The organism is Pseudomonas sp. DF5, assembly GCF_058148225.1.
The window spans coordinates 65,707-82,393 of sequence record NZ_JBYVYM010000031.1; the positions used below are offsets into that span (position 1 = coordinate 65,707).

13 protein-coding genes and 1 pseudogene are annotated in these 16,687 nt (G+C 55.3%); 7 read left to right on the forward strand and 7 right to left on the reverse strand.

Annotated features, from left to right (window positions below; all coding sequences use genetic code 11):
* Positions 1-8: 8 nt before the first annotated feature.
* Together AC30D7_RS24555 and AC30D7_RS24560 are read right to left on the reverse strand one after the other, a co-directional pair.
* Complete coding sequence (locus AC30D7_RS24555) at positions 9-1,052, reverse strand: NAD-dependent epimerase (protein ID WP_490135815.1); 1,044 nt, start codon at positions 1,050-1,052, stop codon at positions 9-11.
* Positions 1,049-2,401 carry a UDP-glucose dehydrogenase family protein gene (locus AC30D7_RS24560; protein WP_490135816.1) on the reverse strand — a complete coding sequence of 451 codons (1,353 nt, stop codon included), beginning with the start codon at positions 2,399-2,401 and terminating at the stop codon, positions 1,049-1,051. The genes AC30D7_RS24555 and AC30D7_RS24560 overlap by 4 nt, the downstream gene beginning before the upstream one ends.
* Positions 2,402-2,789: 388 nt before the next feature.
* Here AC30D7_RS24560 and AC30D7_RS24565 point away from each other — a divergent pair, with 388 nt between their 5' ends.
* From AC30D7_RS24565 to AC30D7_RS24585, 5 genes are all read left to right on the forward strand, one after another.
* Entirely contained in the window at positions 2,790-4,487 is a 1,698-nt protein-coding gene (locus AC30D7_RS24565) for a sulfatase-like hydrolase/transferase (RefSeq protein WP_490135825.1), read from the forward strand.
* A 190-nt stretch (positions 4,488-4,677) separates the two neighbouring features.
* Positions 4,678-5,346 (forward strand): ABC transporter ATP-binding protein, encoded by a 669-nt coding sequence (locus AC30D7_RS24570; protein ID WP_490135817.1) that lies wholly within the window; start codon positions 4,678-4,680, stop codon positions 5,344-5,346.
* A gap of 1 nt (position 5,347) precedes the next feature.
* On the forward strand, positions 5,348-7,819 hold the full coding sequence (locus AC30D7_RS24575; protein WP_490135818.1) for an ABC transporter permease: 2,472 nt from the start codon (positions 5,348-5,350) through the stop codon (positions 7,817-7,819).
* A complete protein-coding gene (locus AC30D7_RS24580) occupies positions 7,809-8,879 on the forward strand; it encodes a lipocalin-like domain-containing protein (protein WP_490135819.1) in 1,071 nt (356 codons plus the stop codon). Before AC30D7_RS24575 ends, AC30D7_RS24580 begins: the two co-directional genes overlap by 11 nt.
* A 61-nt stretch (positions 8,880-8,940) precedes the next feature.
* Positions 8,941-9,177 carry a hypothetical protein gene (locus AC30D7_RS24585; RefSeq protein WP_490135820.1) on the forward strand — a complete coding sequence of 79 codons (237 nt, stop codon included), beginning with the start codon at positions 8,941-8,943 and terminating at the stop codon, positions 9,175-9,177.
* A 556-nt stretch (positions 9,178-9,733) separates the two neighbouring features.
* Here AC30D7_RS24585 and AC30D7_RS24590 read toward each other — a convergent pair.
* Positions 9,734-11,602, reverse strand: coding sequence for an ATP-binding protein (locus AC30D7_RS24590; RefSeq protein WP_490135821.1), 1,869 nt, complete (start codon positions 11,600-11,602; stop codon positions 9,734-9,736).
* A 597-nt stretch (positions 11,603-12,199) separates the two neighbouring features.
* Here AC30D7_RS24590 and AC30D7_RS24595 point away from each other — a divergent pair.
* Positions 12,200-12,595, forward strand: coding sequence for an IS110 family transposase (locus tag AC30D7_RS24595; RefSeq protein WP_490135822.1), 396 nt, complete (start codon positions 12,200-12,202; stop codon positions 12,593-12,595).
* A gap of 9 nt (positions 12,596-12,604) precedes the next feature.
* Here AC30D7_RS24595 and AC30D7_RS24600 read toward each other — a convergent pair whose 3' ends face one another.
* Positions 12,605-13,411 carry a hypothetical protein gene (locus AC30D7_RS24600; protein ID WP_490135823.1) on the reverse strand — a complete coding sequence of 269 codons (807 nt, stop codon included), beginning with the start codon at positions 13,409-13,411 and terminating at the stop codon, positions 12,605-12,607.
* 238 nt (positions 13,412-13,649) lie between these two features.
* On the opposite strand from AC30D7_RS24600, the pseudogene AC30D7_RS24605 reads away from it, so the two are divergent.
* Positions 13,650-15,025 (forward strand): annotated as a pseudogene (locus AC30D7_RS24605) (IS4 family transposase).
* A gap of 108 nt (positions 15,026-15,133) precedes the next feature.
* Here the strand turns inward: AC30D7_RS24605 and AC30D7_RS24610 are convergent.
* The 3 genes from AC30D7_RS24610 to AC30D7_RS24620 all read right to left on the reverse strand — a co-directional run bounded on the left by AC30D7_RS24610 (position 15,134) and on the right by AC30D7_RS24620 (position 16,072).
* On the reverse strand, positions 15,134-15,604 hold the full coding sequence (locus AC30D7_RS24610) for a hypothetical protein (protein WP_477811970.1): 471 nt from the start codon (positions 15,602-15,604) through the stop codon (positions 15,134-15,136).
* Positions 15,601-15,768 carry a hypothetical protein gene (locus tag AC30D7_RS24615; RefSeq protein WP_490135824.1) on the reverse strand — a complete coding sequence of 56 codons (168 nt, stop codon included), beginning with the start codon at positions 15,766-15,768 and terminating at the stop codon, positions 15,601-15,603. The genes AC30D7_RS24610 and AC30D7_RS24615 overlap by 4 nt, the downstream gene beginning before the upstream one ends.
* A gap of 88 nt (positions 15,769-15,856) precedes the next feature.
* Positions 15,857-16,072: a hypothetical protein gene (locus AC30D7_RS24620; RefSeq protein WP_490135826.1), complete on the reverse strand. Its 216-nt coding sequence runs from the start codon at positions 16,070-16,072 to the stop codon at positions 15,857-15,859.
* Positions 16,073-16,687: the final 615 nt, after the last annotated feature.

Below are 16,687 nucleotides of genomic sequence, written 5' to 3' on the forward strand. Positions count from 1 at the left end.
GTCCTCCGCTAAAGCCCGGCCATGAATGGCGAGTGGGCGCTACGCAGTGGGTAGTAGTCACGGAACCAGGCGATGAATCGTCCGAGTCCTTCATCCAGCTCTATACGTGGCTGGAAACCGGTGGCCTGTGCCAGATCGCTGGTATCGGCGCAGGTGTTGAGCACGTCACCCGGTTGCAGGGGCAGCAACTCGACGAGGGCCTTTTGCCCGAGGTGCTTTTCCAGCAGTGCCAGGTAGTCCTTAAGTGCTACCGGCTGCTGTCCGCCAATGTTGTAAATGCGCCATGGCGCCATGCTGCTGGCCGGGTCCGGTTGCTCGCGGTTCCAGTCCGGTGCCGGCTGAGGGGTGCGTTCGATCAGGCGGGCGATGCTCTCGATGATGTCGTCGATGTAGGTGAAATCCCGCTGGTGCTGGCCGTAGTTGAACAGCTTCAGCGGCTGCCCTTCAGCAATTGCCCGGGCGAACTGGATCGGTGACATGTCGGGTCGGCCCCAAGGCCCGTACACAGTGAAAAAGCGCAAACCGGTGCAGGGAATGCCGAACAGATAGCTGTAGCTGTGGGCCATCAGTTCGTTGGCTTTTTTGGTCGCGGCGTACAACGACAATGGGTGGTCGACGCTGTCCTGGACCGAGTAAGGCGTGTGCTGGTTGGCGCCGTACACCGAACTGGAGGAGGCATAGATCAAGTGCTTGACCGGGTGGTGGCGGCAACTTTCGAGAATGTTGAGGAACCCGCCCAGATTGCTGTCGAGGTAGGCCCGGGGATTTTCCAGGGAGTAACGCACTCCGGCCTGGGCCGCTAGATGAATCACCACTTGCGGTTGTTCACACTCAAACAGTGCGTCGAGGGCCTCGGCATCGGCCAGGTCGACTTTCGCGAGGGGGAAATCGCCGACCTGCTCGCGCACCCAATCCACGCGGTCATGTTTGAGTTGCGGGTCGTAGTAGTCATTGAAGTTGTCCAGCCCGCACACCTGATGCCCGTCGCTCAACAGCCGCAACACACAATGGGCACCAATGAAGCCGGCGGCTCCAGTGACAAGTATTTTCATGATCGTGACGCCTCGGGAACAATGTGCCGAAGCCCGATGCCGCTGTAGTGCAAACCGGCCGCCGCCACATGTTCCGGGTGGTACAGGTTGCGGCCGTCGACAATCACCCGGGCGCGCAATTTGCTCGCCAGCAGGTCGAAGTCGACCACGCGGAAGTTCTTCCACTCGGTGCAGATCACCAGCGCGTCGGCATCTTCCAGGGTGTCATCGCGGGTGGCGCACAGGTGCAAGTCATTGCGGTAGCCGTAGAGGCGCCGGCATTCGGACATGGCTTCCGGGTCGTAAGCCTGCACGCTCGCACCTTCGGCCCACAGCGCCTCCATCAGGTAACGGCTGGGGGCTTCGCGCATGTCATCGGTATTGGGCTTGAAGGCCAGGCCCCAGATGGCGATGGACTGGCCGGCCAGCCCATTGGGGAATTGCGCCTTCAGTTTGCTGAACAGGAGATGCCGTTGGCTGTCATTCACCTCAGTGACGCTGCGCAGCAGACGCAATGACATGCCGTGGTGTTCGGCGGTGTGCAGCAGGGCGCGCAAATCCTTGGGGAAGCACGAGCCGCCGAAACCGCAGCCGGGGTAGATGAAGTGGTAGCCGATGCGCGGGTCCGAGCCTATGCCTCTGCGCACCGCTTCGATGTCTGCCCCGAGCAATTCAGTGAGGTTGGCCAGCTCGTTCATGAAGCTGATGCGGGTGGCGAGCATCGCGTTGGCGGCGTATTTGGTCAGCTCCGCACTGCGGTTGTCCATGAACATGAGCTTTTCACGGTTGCGGCAGAACGGGGCATAGAGTTCGTTCAATTGGCTGCGCGCTTCATCGTCATTGGTGCCGACGATGATCCGGTCCGGGCGCATGCAATCGGCCAGGGCGCTGCCTTCCTTGAGAAACTCCGGGTTGGACACCACCCGCACATTCAACGCACCTTTGCCACGGCGTTGCAGCTCTTCGCTGGCGGCGCTCGCCACCTGGTCCGCGGTGCCCACCGGTACGGTGGACTTGATGATCAGGGTGCGATCGGCCTCCATGAAACTGGCGATCTGCCGAGCTACGTTCAGTACATGGCTGAGGTCGGCCGAACCGTCTTCATCGGAGGGTGTACCCACTGCAATGAAAATCAGCTCGGCGTGTTCGACCGCATCGCTGGCCTGGGTGGAGAAGAGCAGGCGACCGGTCTTGATGTTGTCTTCCAGGGTGCTGGACAGTCCCGGTTCGCTGATCGGAGGCACGGCGTGCTGCAGTTGTTTGATCTTGTTGCAGTCAACATCCACGCACAGAACGCGATGCCCGACATCGGCCAATGCCGCAGCTTGTATAAGGCCGACGTAGCCCGTACCAAATACGCTCACGTCCATACTGGCGTGCCTCGTAAGACGGTGGATGTAACTGAAATGAGACTGTCAAAAGGGGTATAGCCCAGCCTTGGGAAAGCGTGTCAGCAAAATGACGGATAGCGGGGGCTGAAAACCCCGATTTCACGGGCTATTTGCTATCAAGTGCTTGCCGTTGCTGGATTTGTCGCGGTTTTTAGGGGTTTCAAGAAAACGATAAACGGTCGGAAGGCTTGTATTACAAGGGTTACAGGCATTTTTAAGTGTCAGATTTGAGTTAATGTTTTTTTGACGCTTTTGGCAAAAAACCGGCATTTCTTGCGCTTCCATGGCGGGGTGCTAGTGTCAGAAAATGGCTGACAATCATTGGTTTCCATTGGCTAATGGCAACCATGGAGGTACTGCACCGACCATGATCCGATACTTCAAGGACCTGTTGCTGGTCCTGTATTTACTCAAAAGCTACGACTATTACCTCGATCGTCTCGACGCATTGGGCGTCGGATTCCCGATGTTGCTGTATGGCGGGATGTTCGTGGTGCTGACGATTGCGCTGTTCATGACCGCATACATTCGTCAGACACTGGTCCGTCATTTGTTTGCGTTAGTGCTGTTTGGCTCGGCGGTTTTCTTTGACGTGTATACACACGTGACCGCCAGTTACCTGACCTATAGCAGCTTTGTGTCGCTGGTGTATTCCGGCGGATTCATCCAGGAGGCGGCTTACCAGTACCGCGATGCGATCATCGGCGTGATGGTCAGTGGCTTGTTGCTGCTGTTCGGAATCGGCCTCAAGCCGCGTCGACGACTGCCGTTGCCGGGAGCTATGTTGGTGGCGGCGCCGGTGCTTGGCGTGTTGCTGCTCAGCGTCGTGCTGTTCATGCGGGCCGGTGAGGGCGCCCGTGGTTTGCCGATCATGTACACGCCGTTGGCCTATCTGAATCTGTTTACCTATGAAGCGCTGCACAACACCGTCGGCCCGCGCGAGCCGGTGACCCTGGCGCGTATCGATCAGCCGGTGGGCTACGACATCGTACTGATCATCGATGAGAGCATCTCCGGCAACTACCTGGATATCAACGCGCCTTTTGGTGTGCACAGCAACCTCAAGGAAGCGCATCCGGGCGTGGACATTTTCAATTACGGCTACGCCGCGTCCATCGCCAATTGCAGCGCTGACACCAACGTCACCCTGCGCTATGGCGGCACCCGTGGCGATTACATGCGGATCAACAGCACACTGCCGTCGATCTGGCAGTACGCGAAAAAGGCCGGGCTGCGCACGGTCTACATCGATGCCCAACGCACTGGCGGCAACTTGCAGAACCTGATGAGCAATGCCGAGAAGCAGGACATCGACGAGTTCGTGCAATTTGACCAGACCAGCGTGCGCGAGCGTGACATGGCCGCGGCGGCCAAGCTGATCGATCTGCTCAACGATGGCACGCCGGAGCTGGTGGTGATCAACAAGGTCGGCGCGCATTTTCCGGTCCACGACAAGTACCCGGACGCGTTTATGGCGTATCGCCCGACCTTGCCTCGGGGGCAGTTCATCGAGGTGGCGGACTCCGGCAAACGCGATGGTTTCAACGGGCAGCCAGATGATTGGCTGCTATACCGCAATGCCTACAAGAACACGGTGCTGTGGAATGTCGGCGAGTTTTTCGCACGGGTTTTCGCCCAGGCGAATTTGCGTAATGCGCTGCTGATCTACACCTCGGACCACGGGCAGGATTTGCATGAGCGTGGTAACCCGGGGCTCAACACCCACTGCGGCAGTGACCCGGTGGAGGAAGAGGGATTGGTGCCGTTGGTGGTGATCTCGGGCAGCGATTTGAAGACCGTGGACTGGCAGGCGCAGTTGCCGGCCAATAAGGATCGCTCCAGTCACTACAACATCTTCCCGACGTTGTTGCAGTTGATGGACTATGACCTGGCGGGGATCGAGGCGGTGTATGGCAATCCGTTGAGCGTGTCGACGGCGGATGACTTCACTTTCAACTATCGCTTCAATGCGCGGCTCGGCGCGGTGCCTGCGTGGAAGTACATCGACCTGAAGAGCATTGTGACGCCGGGGCCGGTGGTGCCGAGTGTGGCGGTGGGGGAGTGAGACATAGAGTGATCGGGTAGGCCCCTTCGCGGGCAAGCTGGCTTCCACAGTTTTAGTGATGTTCACAAATTTTTGTGTACCACACGGACACTGTGGGAGTGGGCTTGCCCGCGAAGGCGTCAGACCATTCAATCAAGGATTTCGGGTGTACTCTTTAGCCTTGCTCCCGCTCATCAAAAGAGTTTCCCCCATGCTCCACGTTCAGGGCGTCTTCAAAAGCTACGCCACCCCCCAAGGCCCATTGCCGGTGCTGCAAGGCGTCGACCTCACATTGAACCCCGGCAGCAGCCTGGCGCTGATGGGTGAGTCGGGCAGTGGCAAAAGCACTTTGCTGCACCTGATCGCTGGCCTGGACAAGGTCGATCGTGGCAGCATTCGCAGCGGCGAGCATCGCTTGGAGCAAATGAACGAAGGCCAATTGGCCAACTGGCGGCGCACCGAAATCGGCCTGGTGTTCCAGCAGTTCAACCTTATCGGCAGTTTGCGGGTCGAGGACAATCTGGCGTTTCAGGCGCGCCTTGCCGGGCGCCACGATCCGCGTTGGCAGGCACATCTGGTGCAGCGGCTTGGGTTGGTGGACCTGCTGCAGCGCTATCCGGAACAGTTGTCCGGCGGGCAACAGCAGCGGGTCGCCCTGGGTCGCGCCCTGGCCTCGCAACCGAAACTGCTGCTGGCCGACGAGCCCACCGGCAGCCTCGATGAAGCCACCAGCGATGAGGTGTTGAAGTTGCTGCTGGAGCTACTCGACGACAGCCCGACGACGTTGCTGATGGTCACTCACAGTCCAAGGGTCGCCGCGCGGCTGGCAGAAAAAGTCGTGCTGCACGGTGGCCGTCTGGCCGGCGCGGACGAGCGCTGAAGTGCGGGTTTTTCGCGAGACATTGCGGGCGCTGCTCAGCCATTGGCGGCAACACCCGGTGCAATTTTTCAGTGTGCTGACCGGGCTCTGGCTCGCCACCAGCCTGCTGACCGGCGTGCAGGCGCTGAACAGCCAGGCGCGGGAAAGCTACGCACGGGCCAGTCAGCTGATCGGCGGTGAACCTCAAGCCAGTCTCAGTGCGCCCGGCGGCGGGGTGTTCCCTCAGCAATTGTTTATCGAACTGCGTCGCGCGGGTTGGCCGGTATCGCCCGTATTGCGAGGCCGGGTGACGCTCAAGGGCCATGAAGACCAGCGCTTGCAGCTGATGGGTATCGACCCGGTGTCGTTACCAGCCGGTTCCGCAGTGGCGGGGCAGGCATTGCCGATCGAGCAGGTCGTCGAGTTCTTCACCGCACCGGGCAGCACCTGGATTTCGCCGCAGACCTTGCAGGCGTTGGGTCTGCACGAAGGTGAAACACCGATGGCCGAGAGCGGCGTTCCCTTGCCACCATTGCATGCCCAGCCCGACATGGCCCCCGGCGTGTTGCTGATGGACATCGGTTTCGCCCAGCAGATTCTGCAGTTGCCCGATCAACTGTCACGCCTGTTGCTGCCCAAGGATTTCACAGCGACCCTGCCTGATCAGTTCAAGGGCCAACTCCAGCTCATCAGCAGCGGCGAAGAAAACAATCTTGCGCGCCTGACCGAGAGCTTCCACCTGAACCTCGATGCCTTGGGTTTTCTGTCGTTCGTGGTCGGCCTGTTCATCGTGCACGCGGCGATCGGCCTGGCGCTGGAGCAACGTCGAGGCTTGCTCAGAACCCTGCGCGCCTGTGGCGTCAGCGCGCGGATGCTGATTGCCGGCCTCGCTGTCGAATTGGGAGGTCTGGCGCTGATCGGTGGTATCGCCGGTGTGGTCAGCGGCTACCTGCTGGCCGGTGTGCTGTTGCCGGACGTTGCCGCCAGTTTGCGCGGTTTGTACGGCGCTGAAGTGCCGGGGCAGTTGAGCCTTAGCCCGCTATGGTGGTTCAGCGGTATCGGCCTGAGCCTGCTCGGCGCGTTGCTGGCCGGTGCCAACAGTTTGCTGCGAGCGGCGCGTTTACCGTTGCTGGCGCTGGCCGATCCGCAAGCCTGGCATCAGGCCCATGCGCGCTGGTTGCGTCGCCAGGGTTGGGTCGCGGCGCTGGCTGCGACGATCGCGTTGTCGGCATTGGTTTTCGGCGACAGCCTGAGCAGTGGTTTCGTGCTGATGGCCGCGTTGTTGATCGGCGCCGCACTGGCTTTGCCGGTGGTGTTGAACAGCGTACTCAATCGGATGCTGCGGCACAGTCGATCAGTGCTCGGTCAATGGTTTGTCGCCGATTGCCGTCAGCAGTTGCCAGCCCTGAGCCTGGCCTTGATGGCGCTGTTGTTGGCGCTGGCGGCGAACATCGGCGCCGGCAGCATGACCGCCGGTTTCCGCCAGACCTTCAGCAATTGGCTCGAACAGCGCCTGACCGCCGAGTTGTATGTCAGTCCGCAAAATCCGGCCCAGGCTCGAGAGCTGCACACTTGGCTCAAACAACAACCCCAAGTCAGCGCGGTGCTACCGAACTGGCAAGTGTCGATCCAGCTGCAGGGCTGGCCGGCGGACGTCTTCGGCGTGATCGATCACCCGACCTATCGCCAGCACTGGCCGTTGCTGGAAGCCTTGGGTGATGCCCCTTGGGAGCGACTGGCAAAGGACGATGCGGTGATGCTCAGCGAACAATTGGCCCGACGGTTGAAGGTCCGTCTGGGTGATCACCTTACGATCCCTACGCCCAATGGCCCATGGTCGCCACGGATCGTCGGGATCTACGCCGACTACGGCAATCCCAAGGGCCATCTGCTGGTCAACGTCAATCACCTGCTGCGCGGCTGGCCGCAGTTGACACCCGTCCGTTTCAACCTGCGCATCGAGCCGGCATCGATACCCGCGTTCCTGACGGCGCTGCAAGCACGCTTCGCCCTGGACGACAGCCGCATCGTCGATCAGGCCCGGCTCAAGGGTTGGTCCACGCAAGTGTTCGAACGCACCTTCGCCGCCACCGCTGCACTCAACAGCCTGACCCTTTGCGTGGCAGGTGTGGCGCTGTTCATCAGCCTGCTGACCCAGAGCCAGAGTCGTCTCGGACAACTCGCGCCGCTGTGGGCGCTGGGCGTGACGCGGCGACAGTTGATGCTGCTCAACCTCGGGCAGACCTGGTTGCTCGCGGTGCTGACGTTGGTGCTGGCATTGCCGTTAGGCATCGCACTGGCATGGTGCCTGGACACCGTGATCAATGTTCAAGCCTTCGGCTGGCGCTTGCCGTTGCAGGTATTTCCACTGCAACTGTTGCAACTGACGGGCCTGGCCTTGCTCGCCACGTTGCTCGCGTCGGCGTGGCCGTTGTACTCGCTGTATCGCACGCAACCGGCGGATCTGCTGAGGACGTTTGCTCATGAAGATTAAAGTCGGCGTGTTGCTACTGGCATTGCTGAGCGGCTGCGACAACGCACCCGCGCCGGAAAAAGGCTTCGCCGGCCTCGGCCATCAGGCCGCCGCATTTACCCCGGTGGTGCCCGGGCGAGAATTCAGTTTCCCGGCGGACCACGGCCCCCACGATGGCTTTCGTATCGAATGGTGGTACGTCACCGCCAACCTCAAGGACGATCAGGGCCAAGAGTTCGGCGCGCAATGGACGCTGTTCCGCAGTGCCTTGAAAGCGACTCCCGAGCAACCTGGCTGGGCCAATCAGACCATCTGGCTGGGCCATGCCGCCGTAACTTCCGCCACGGCGCACCATGCCGCTGAACGTTATGCCCGAGGTGGCGTCGGTCAGGCCGGAGTAAGCCTGGCGCCGTTCAACGCATGGATCGACGATTGGCATTTCAGCAGTCAATCCAGCGATGCAGACCCGTTGGCAGACCTGCAACTCAGCGCTCGCGACAAGGCGTTCAGCTACCACCTTCGACTGACCTCAACCCGGCCACTGGTGCTTCAGGGAGACAAAGGCTTCAGCCAGAAATCTGAACAAGGCCAAGCGTCGTATTACTACAGTCAGCCGTTTTTTCAGGCCAGCGGCACCCTGGAAATCGACGGCAAAACCTACACGGTCAACGGCCCGGCCTGGCTCGACCGCGAGTGGAGCAGCCAACCGCTGACCGCCAACCAGACCGGTTGGGACTGGTTCTCCCTGCATCTGGAAAGCGGTGAACAGGTGATGCTCTACCGCATGCGGCAAAAGGACGGTGCGCTATACCTCACCGGCACCTGGATCGACGCTCAAGGGCAGACGCAGCTGCTGCACGCCGATGACATCAGCCTTACGCCGCAAGATACCGCCAAGGTTGCCGGGCGTTCGATGCCTGTGCGTTGGTCGATCAAAATTCCCGCCAAGCACCTCGAAATCACCATCGACGCCCTCAACCCCAAGGCCTGGATGAACTTGCGCATTCCCTATTGGGAAGGGCCAGTGCGGCTGCGGGGCAGCCATGGCGGGCTGGGCTATTTGGAGATGACCGGTTATTGACCCGGAACTCTCGGCGCCACACCGTTTTCCTACGTAATGAAGTCCATTACCGGAGCCGGCCATGCGCGACGATCCCAAACCGCCTGACCTTGCCACCTGGCAGCGGCTGTTCGACGACAAAGCCTACTGGCAGCAATCCCCCGACGCGCACTACAGCGAACTGCTGCGCATCGCCGATGATCTGCTCGGGCAGGGCGCCATCGACCTTGAGCAATGGCAAGATCTCAAGGCCGACCAGTCCCACAAAGACTCACCTGCTGTAAACGTCGCTCGCGAAGTCGACGATCCAGAAGCTTGAGGAGAGCCCAATGAGTCCCGGACCGGCACCCTTTCCGAAAAAAAACGACCAGCCCGCGCATAGGGCGAAGCGTCCATGCAGGCCAAAATGAAAGATCTGAGCGTAGGGCAGGGCGTTGTGGCGGTCGATACCCATAGGATGAAAGTGACCCTCCAGCGTCCAAGCTGATCATTACTTGTACGTATTGATTGTTTTTGTCGAAATAGTTGTATAGGAATAATCAATTTTGATGGTCGAACTGGTGGGTTTAAGCAGTTTGTAACCGTTGTGTAAGCAAAGCCTTACGAAATATTACGTGTATAAAATTTCACGTTTATATATGAGGACATATCTGCCAGATTCTATTAAAATCCTTGCCGTTCGCCCGGTGTCAGGGCTCTTTACCGGTGCATGGATTGCCAGGCCATTACACTGGGCGGACACCTCTTCGGGAGGTGCTGTTTAAAAGTTTTGGATATAAGAATGGGCGACCTTGGAGTCGCCCATTTTTATTGGATGGTGTGGAGCCGATCCGGGTCAGGATACGGCATACGCCATCAACAGCCAGATTCTGGCGTCAACTTGAAATGGCATCCACTATCCGAGTGCTGGCCTGGAACTGCTGTCGATAATTGGCTGCTCGTTGAAGCACTCGGGTCAAGGACTGAAAGTTTGCCGGTTTGGTTAATATGTCATTGGCTCCGGCGGCCTTGAAGCGTTCAATCTCGCTCGAAAAAGCGTTCGCGGTGAAAGCAACGATATAGCAAGTATCGCTCAGTGGTCGTTTGCGGATTTCACGGATGGCCGCTAGCCCATCCATGACAGGCATATTGATATCCATGAAAATGATATCGGGAGTCGATGTCAGATACTGATTGACCGCCTCCAAGCCATTTGAGGCGAGGTCGGGTGTATAACCCAATGCCTGTAACATCGCCAGAGCAACTTTTTGGTTAATTGGATGATTCTCCACCAGCAGTATATCCAGCGGATAATCCTGGGCAAAAGAGGAGTCGAAACCAACCGCTGCATGATTGTTCTCGATGGGTATCTCCGAGACTGAAAAAAGCTCCATGGGGAGTGAGAAGGAGAACGTCGATCCGACGCCAGGCTGACTGGTAAAGGACAAAGTCCCCTGTTGCGCCTCGATAAGATTCTTGCAAATGGAAAGACCGAGCCCGCTCCCGGTAAAACGTTGAGTGGTCGCCCCTTTGAACTGGGTAAAGGGCTTGAACAGGCTGCTCTGCCGCGCCAAGGGAATACCTATACCGGTATCGCGTATGGAGAAGTCGAGGCCCGCTTGAGGACCGTAACCACGAGTCGTGACCTCGAGTGATACTTGTCCGGCTTCGGTGAATTTGACCGCATTGCCCAACAAGTTGATCAATATCTGGCGAAGGCAATCGCTATCGGCTTTGACCCAGAGAGGTACGTCCGGTGAGACCTGGGCCTCGAGGGCTATCGGCTTGTCTTGAATGTTTTGCCGGATCATTTCAATACTGGATGAAACCAGTGCTCTCACGTTAAATACGCGAGGCTTCAATTCAAGTTTGCCCGCTTCGATTTTTGCCAGGTCGAGAATGTTGTCGATAAGAGACAACAGGGTTCGTCCACTGGTATGAATCGTGTTTACCAGATTGTTTTGCTCGGGAGTCAGGGCAGACCCAGCCAACAACTCGGTCGCGCCGATGACCCCGTACATGGGGGTGCGGATTTCATGGCTCATGGTGGATAAAAATCTGGTTTTGGAACGATCAGCGTCCTCGGCGGCATTTTTTGCCTGGTTCAATACCTGTTCGTTTATCTGCAATTGCTGAAGATGCGCACGCATACGCAAAAGGCTGTAGGCGAGAAATACCAGAATGGCAAGGATGATATGGTGCAGGGAATCCTGATTAAGTTGGTGGTAGTAGTCCGCTAACGTCATCTCCGCCCCCACCACATAAACCGTTCCGTCCTGAGATTTCATTGGGACGAAGACAGCGCGAAAGTCTCCCCAGTGATCCGAGTAATCGATCCAGGTGGGCTCGGTGCGCTCAAAGCTGTCGAGCAAAGCCTGACTGGCATCGGGATAAGGATCGAAAAAACGTACGAAATTCTGCTCTTGAATTTCTTTTTTCGATGCGCTGGAACTGACCAGATAAGCTTCTCCAGCGCGTTTGACCACGCTGTAGACAAAGGCGGTGCCCATGGACTCGTTGAACCTGGAGAGCCGCTGAATGGCATCCCAGTCTTGCGCTTGCGATTTGGACTGCTTGTCGATCAGATTGTCATGGTAGCGGTCGCCGAGGATGGCCGAGGCGCCCAATGCGGCATGCAGCAGCTTGTTATTAATGTTGTCAGTGAGGATTCCTTGGGTCTCGACGTAAAGGTAGTAGATATAACCACTGACACCTACGATGTAGACCAAAAGTAACGCCCATGTTTTCCGTCTGAGTTTGAACATTCATCACAGCCTCCATACTGTAAGCTCAAGCATAAATTGAAGACCGGCTGAAAACCATATTTCTCAGTGTGGAAATTACTTGACCGAGGCGACAGCTTTTTGGGTTTCTTGGGTGGTCAAGATTTTGCGGAAGAGTCCAATATAGTGGAATTTTGAAGGCTTTTGCTCCTGTATCAATAAATTTGCAGACGATGTTTTAGCAACCTCTTGCGAAATGCTGTGTGGATCGGTTTGAGGAATGATATTAAACGTCGGATATAAAAATGGGCGACCCTGGAGTCGGAGTCGCCCATTTGTATTGGCTGAATTAAAGCTGCGCCCGTAACCGCCGGCCGACCACATCCAGCAAATCGCAGCCGTCCCGCAATGGGATGACCAACACCCGCGCAAACTCTTGCAACAGCGCAGCATCACCACCCAGAAGCAAAAGGGTGTCTAGTCCTGAAATAGGTGTAAACCTATTTCAGGACTAGACAAGTGCTTGGGAAAAGATGGCTAGAAAATAAATCTGAGAATCATCTAGCCGGCCTCCCCACCTCACGGAGGTGGCGCAAAATTCAAGGTGCGAACTTAGTCTTTTGCTGTGAGGAGGCCGTGATGAAATTCTGTGGCATAGACCTGCATTCGAACAACAGCGTTGTGGTAGTTACCGACGAAACGGACCGGGTACTGGTCAGTCGGCGCTGTCCCAATGAGTTGCCGATCATCATCGGGCTGCTCGAACCGCACCGTGCCGAACTGCTCGGTGTCGTGGTCGAGTCGACGTACAACTGGTATTGGCTGATCGATGGCCTCAAGGCGGCGGGCTTCGAGGTCAAACTGGCCAATCCTGTGGCGATGAAACGCTACGACGGGCTAAAGCATTCCGACGACAAGGACGATGCGGCGTTCCTCGCGCATTTGCTGCGACTCGCAAGCAAAAGGGGACCAGCAAAAGGGGACAGATTTATTTTGTGGATTGGTGTTTTCAGATGTCACAACAGCCGTCCTTGATGAGTGAATCTAAAAACTCATATCAGCTTCAATGTTTTCTTCGTAAGTCGAGAGCAACTTCTCAACGTTTTCGTTTCCGGAGTATTTTTCTTTCAACTGCTTCAGCTGCTGGTCGGTGCCCTTGCAATATTTATTTATATCGCTGATGACACGATCGAGATTTTTCGGGTCGGCGGGGTCCCGTTCAGGAATATCTCCGCGCAAAGAATCACAGTTGTCTCTATTTTTGATGTAACCGGAGACGTCGGTCGGAACGGACTCAGAACTTTCGGTTTCGCAAGAATTTGACGTTGGCTCTACATCGTAACCTAGGCTCAAATAGAGATGACCGTTCAAACTCCCATTTTTTCTCGAGAAGAGATGAACGCCTTCTTGACTCAAACAGGTGCTGATAGTTGTAGCTTGATCCTTGACCTCAACGGCTGAGACGCCGTTTCCGATTGCATTTTTACCAACTACAGCTATGCCGATGAAAGGCGAAGAGTATTGAATGTCAAGCCCATAGATGTGCATGTCGGATTCGTTGAGCAGATCCATTGCATCGCCCTGCTGCTGTTTTTCCCCAGTTGTCTTTGTTAACTTGCAGCAAGCAACGGTTCCATCCTGAGGGAATTGGACTGAAATGACTTCGTTGCTTGAAATACTCTGGGTTGTATATAAATAAGTTTGCCCGTCTGGATTGTTTTTAACGAATCCAAATCCAGTGTCTTGGGCAAATACTGGCCATGAACAAATAGTCAGAATGAAGAAAAGTGTATGTTTAATGTCCATCGGTTGACCAATGTGGAGGGTCGGAAACAAGCTTTTTAACTCCATATGTAGTACCTACTGGATTCAAGTCACTATAGCCAAAAGGAGCCAAAAGGAGCCAAAAGAGGAGCCAAAAGGGGACAGATTTATTTTTCATGCCAAAAGGAGCCAAAAGGGGACAGATTTGAATGGCACTTACTTAGCAGCTAACTGGCTGATGTGACTGCAAAAAAATGAAAAAAGGCTGGCCTTGGTCTACGGTGATAGTTGCGAACACACACTCACAGAGCAAGGACCAGCCCGAGTGAATCGTAGACGTCAAATCGTCAGGCATCAACAGCAGCGTATTCGTCAACACGCCACCAACAGTAATACTCATGCCTTCTTCAGGCTGCTTAGCGATCCAGAGCTGCTGCAACGCGTTGAGTCAACGATACCCAAACATCGTCAGCGGCTGTTCCCACCAGCCGAAACGCTGTCGATGTTTTTGGCCCAAGCGATGAATGGTGATCGCTCTTGCCAGAAGGCGGTGAATGACATGTCGATCAAGCGTTCCTGCGATGGTTTAAAGCCCAGCAGCGTTCATACCGGGGCTTATTGCAAAGCCCGAGCACGGTTGCCAGTAGAGATGGTTTCGACTTTGTTGCGCTCCACCGGCACATCAATGAGCAACAAGGCACTGCCGTCATGGCGCTGGATGGGACGACCTGTGCGGGCACCACGGTTACCCTGCCGGATACGCTGGCCAACCAAGAGGCCTATCCACAATCTCGTGGACAAAAAGCCGGATTGGGCTTTCCCATCTGCCGTTTGGTGGGAATCATTTGCCTCGCCAGCGGAGCAGTTTTAGACGCCTCGCTGGGGCGCTTTCGAGGCAAAGGCGGCGATGAGCAGACGCTGCTCAGAACAATGCTCGACACCTTGAATCGAGGTGACATTGTGTTGGGCGATGCCTACTACGCGACGTATTTTTTGTTGTGTGAACTGCAACGTCGTGGGGTCGATGGGGTGTTCGAGCAATATGGCGCACGACGACGTAGTACTGATTTTCAACTGGGGAAATCATTGGGGCCGGAAGATCATTTGGTTGAATTGAAAAAGCCCAGGCAGCGGCCTTCCTGGATGAGCCAGACCTATTACGACGACGCACCAGAGACACTGACGGTACGTGAACTGAAAACCGGCGGAAAAATCCTGGTGACGACCTTAAGTTGCCCGCAGCAAGTCCCGAAAGCAGCGCTCAAATCGCTGTATAAGGACCGATGGCATGTTGAGCTGGATCTACGCAATCTCAAGACAACGCTGGGACTTGAAACGCTGAGCTGCAAGACACCTGGCATGGCCATCAAAGAGCTATGGATTTATCTGCTGGCGCACAATCTGATTCGGATGATCATGGCCCAATCCGCTCTGTTAGCGGATTGTTTACCACGAGAACTGAGCTTCAAGCATAGTCTTCAGCTGTGCCTTGCGTTGAGGCAGTACGGGGGTGGCGAATACGGCGATGAGTTGTTGAGCCTACTCGAGTTGATTGCCTGCAAACGTGTCGGAAACCGGCCTGGCCGGATAGAACCCCGCGCTTTAAAACGAAGACCCAAGCCTTACCCCATGCTGATGCAAACACGTCGATCGGCAAGGGCTGAGGTACGGAGGAATGGGCACCCGAAGAAGGTTAAGTAAGTGCCATTCAAATCAGTCCCCTTTTCTTCCGCCTTTTCTTCCTTTTATTCTGTTTGTATAAGTTTGAAAGTAATCGCTAGGTGGATTTTTTAATTTGGCTTTTTATATTTATAAGGTCTCTAGTTCGATGGTGCAGCCATTTCTTTTTATTTTTTGAACTTCTTGTTCGAATGAGTATTTTTGCAGGTTTTTGTTTTTTGTGTCATATTCATTTCTCAAGAGTCTAAATGAACGGCCTATCTGCTCTTTGCTCTTGTTGTTAAGGCTTTCAATAAGGTCGTAGTTGTCGGCAGATAAAAATGGAAACATGCTTCTTGCTATGTAGTACGCGGCTATGTTTGAAAATAACCCTTCAGCATCTTCGTAGCTTTCATCGAGGTATTTTACGTACTCTTCAAATATAGTTGTCAGCAGATTCTGCGCGGCTGTTTGGGTTTTAAGTACGCTACACATTTCTTGCCAGTTACTTATGTATAGATGATCGCCCCACTCGGATCCTCGGGCAAAGTAGATGCCATTTCCTTTGAAGAAGTCAGAAATTTCATGTTGGTCTAAGGCAGTTTCGAACGTGGTTTTCATTGTGGTTTTTCCCAGTCATCAAAATTTTTCAACAATGTTCCCACATCGCTATCATGGGTGACACTTTCAGAGCCGATCGAAGCCGCTTCTTTTGTTCCGCTTTTGGTTGCTCCACCTGGAACCCATTCGTTCGGATACGCACCATTTTCCTTGCCATTAGGCATTTCATATCTGAATCTTGGGTCATCAGGCTTGATTCTAACGATATATATCCCGTCGCCCTCCCAAGCCACAAGCCAAAAGGGGACAGATTTATTTTTCACGCCATGAAAATAAATCTGTCCCGAATGGCACTTGGTAGCGGTCGCCGAGGATGGCCGATGCGCCCAGCGCGGCATGCAGCAGTTTGTTATTAATGTTGTCAGTGAGGATTCCTTGAGTCTCGATGTAGAGGTAGTAGATATAACCACTGACACCTACGATGTAGACCAAAAGTAAAGCCCATGTTTTCCGTCTGAGTTTGAACATTCATCACAGCCCCCATACTGTCAGCCCAAGCATAGATTGAAGACTGGCTCAAAACCAATATTTCTCAGTGAGAAAGTTACTTGACCAAATAGCCAGTTTTTCTGGGTTTTTTGGAAGGTCGCGATTTTGCGGAAGAGTCCACCATAGTGAAAATTGGAAGACTTTTGCCCCTATATCAAGAAATTTGCAGACGAAGTTTTAGCAGCCTCTTGCGAATGCTGTGTGTATAAATTTGAGGGATGATATTAAACGTCGGATATAAAAATGGGCGACCCTGGAGTCGCCCATTTTTACTGGCTGAATTAAAGCTGCGCCCGTAACCGTCGCCCGACCACGTCCAGCATGCAGCACCTCGACAGGCGCTGCGGTGTCGAGCAAGCAGGGGAGGGATCGTGCAGTCGATGCCGTATCGAGTCATGGTCGAACCACCTGAACGAAATTGGGCAAAGGGCAGATTACCCGTCACGAAGATTTGAATAAGTCTGCGTCTTGCGTTCGATCATCTAGTTAAAGAAAGTCAGACTTCTTTTCTCCATGCTGAAAAGGTGATGGCTGTTCCTTCTTCCTCGTTATCTTTGATCTCGATCTTGTAGGTGGCACCACCCGCAACGCCTT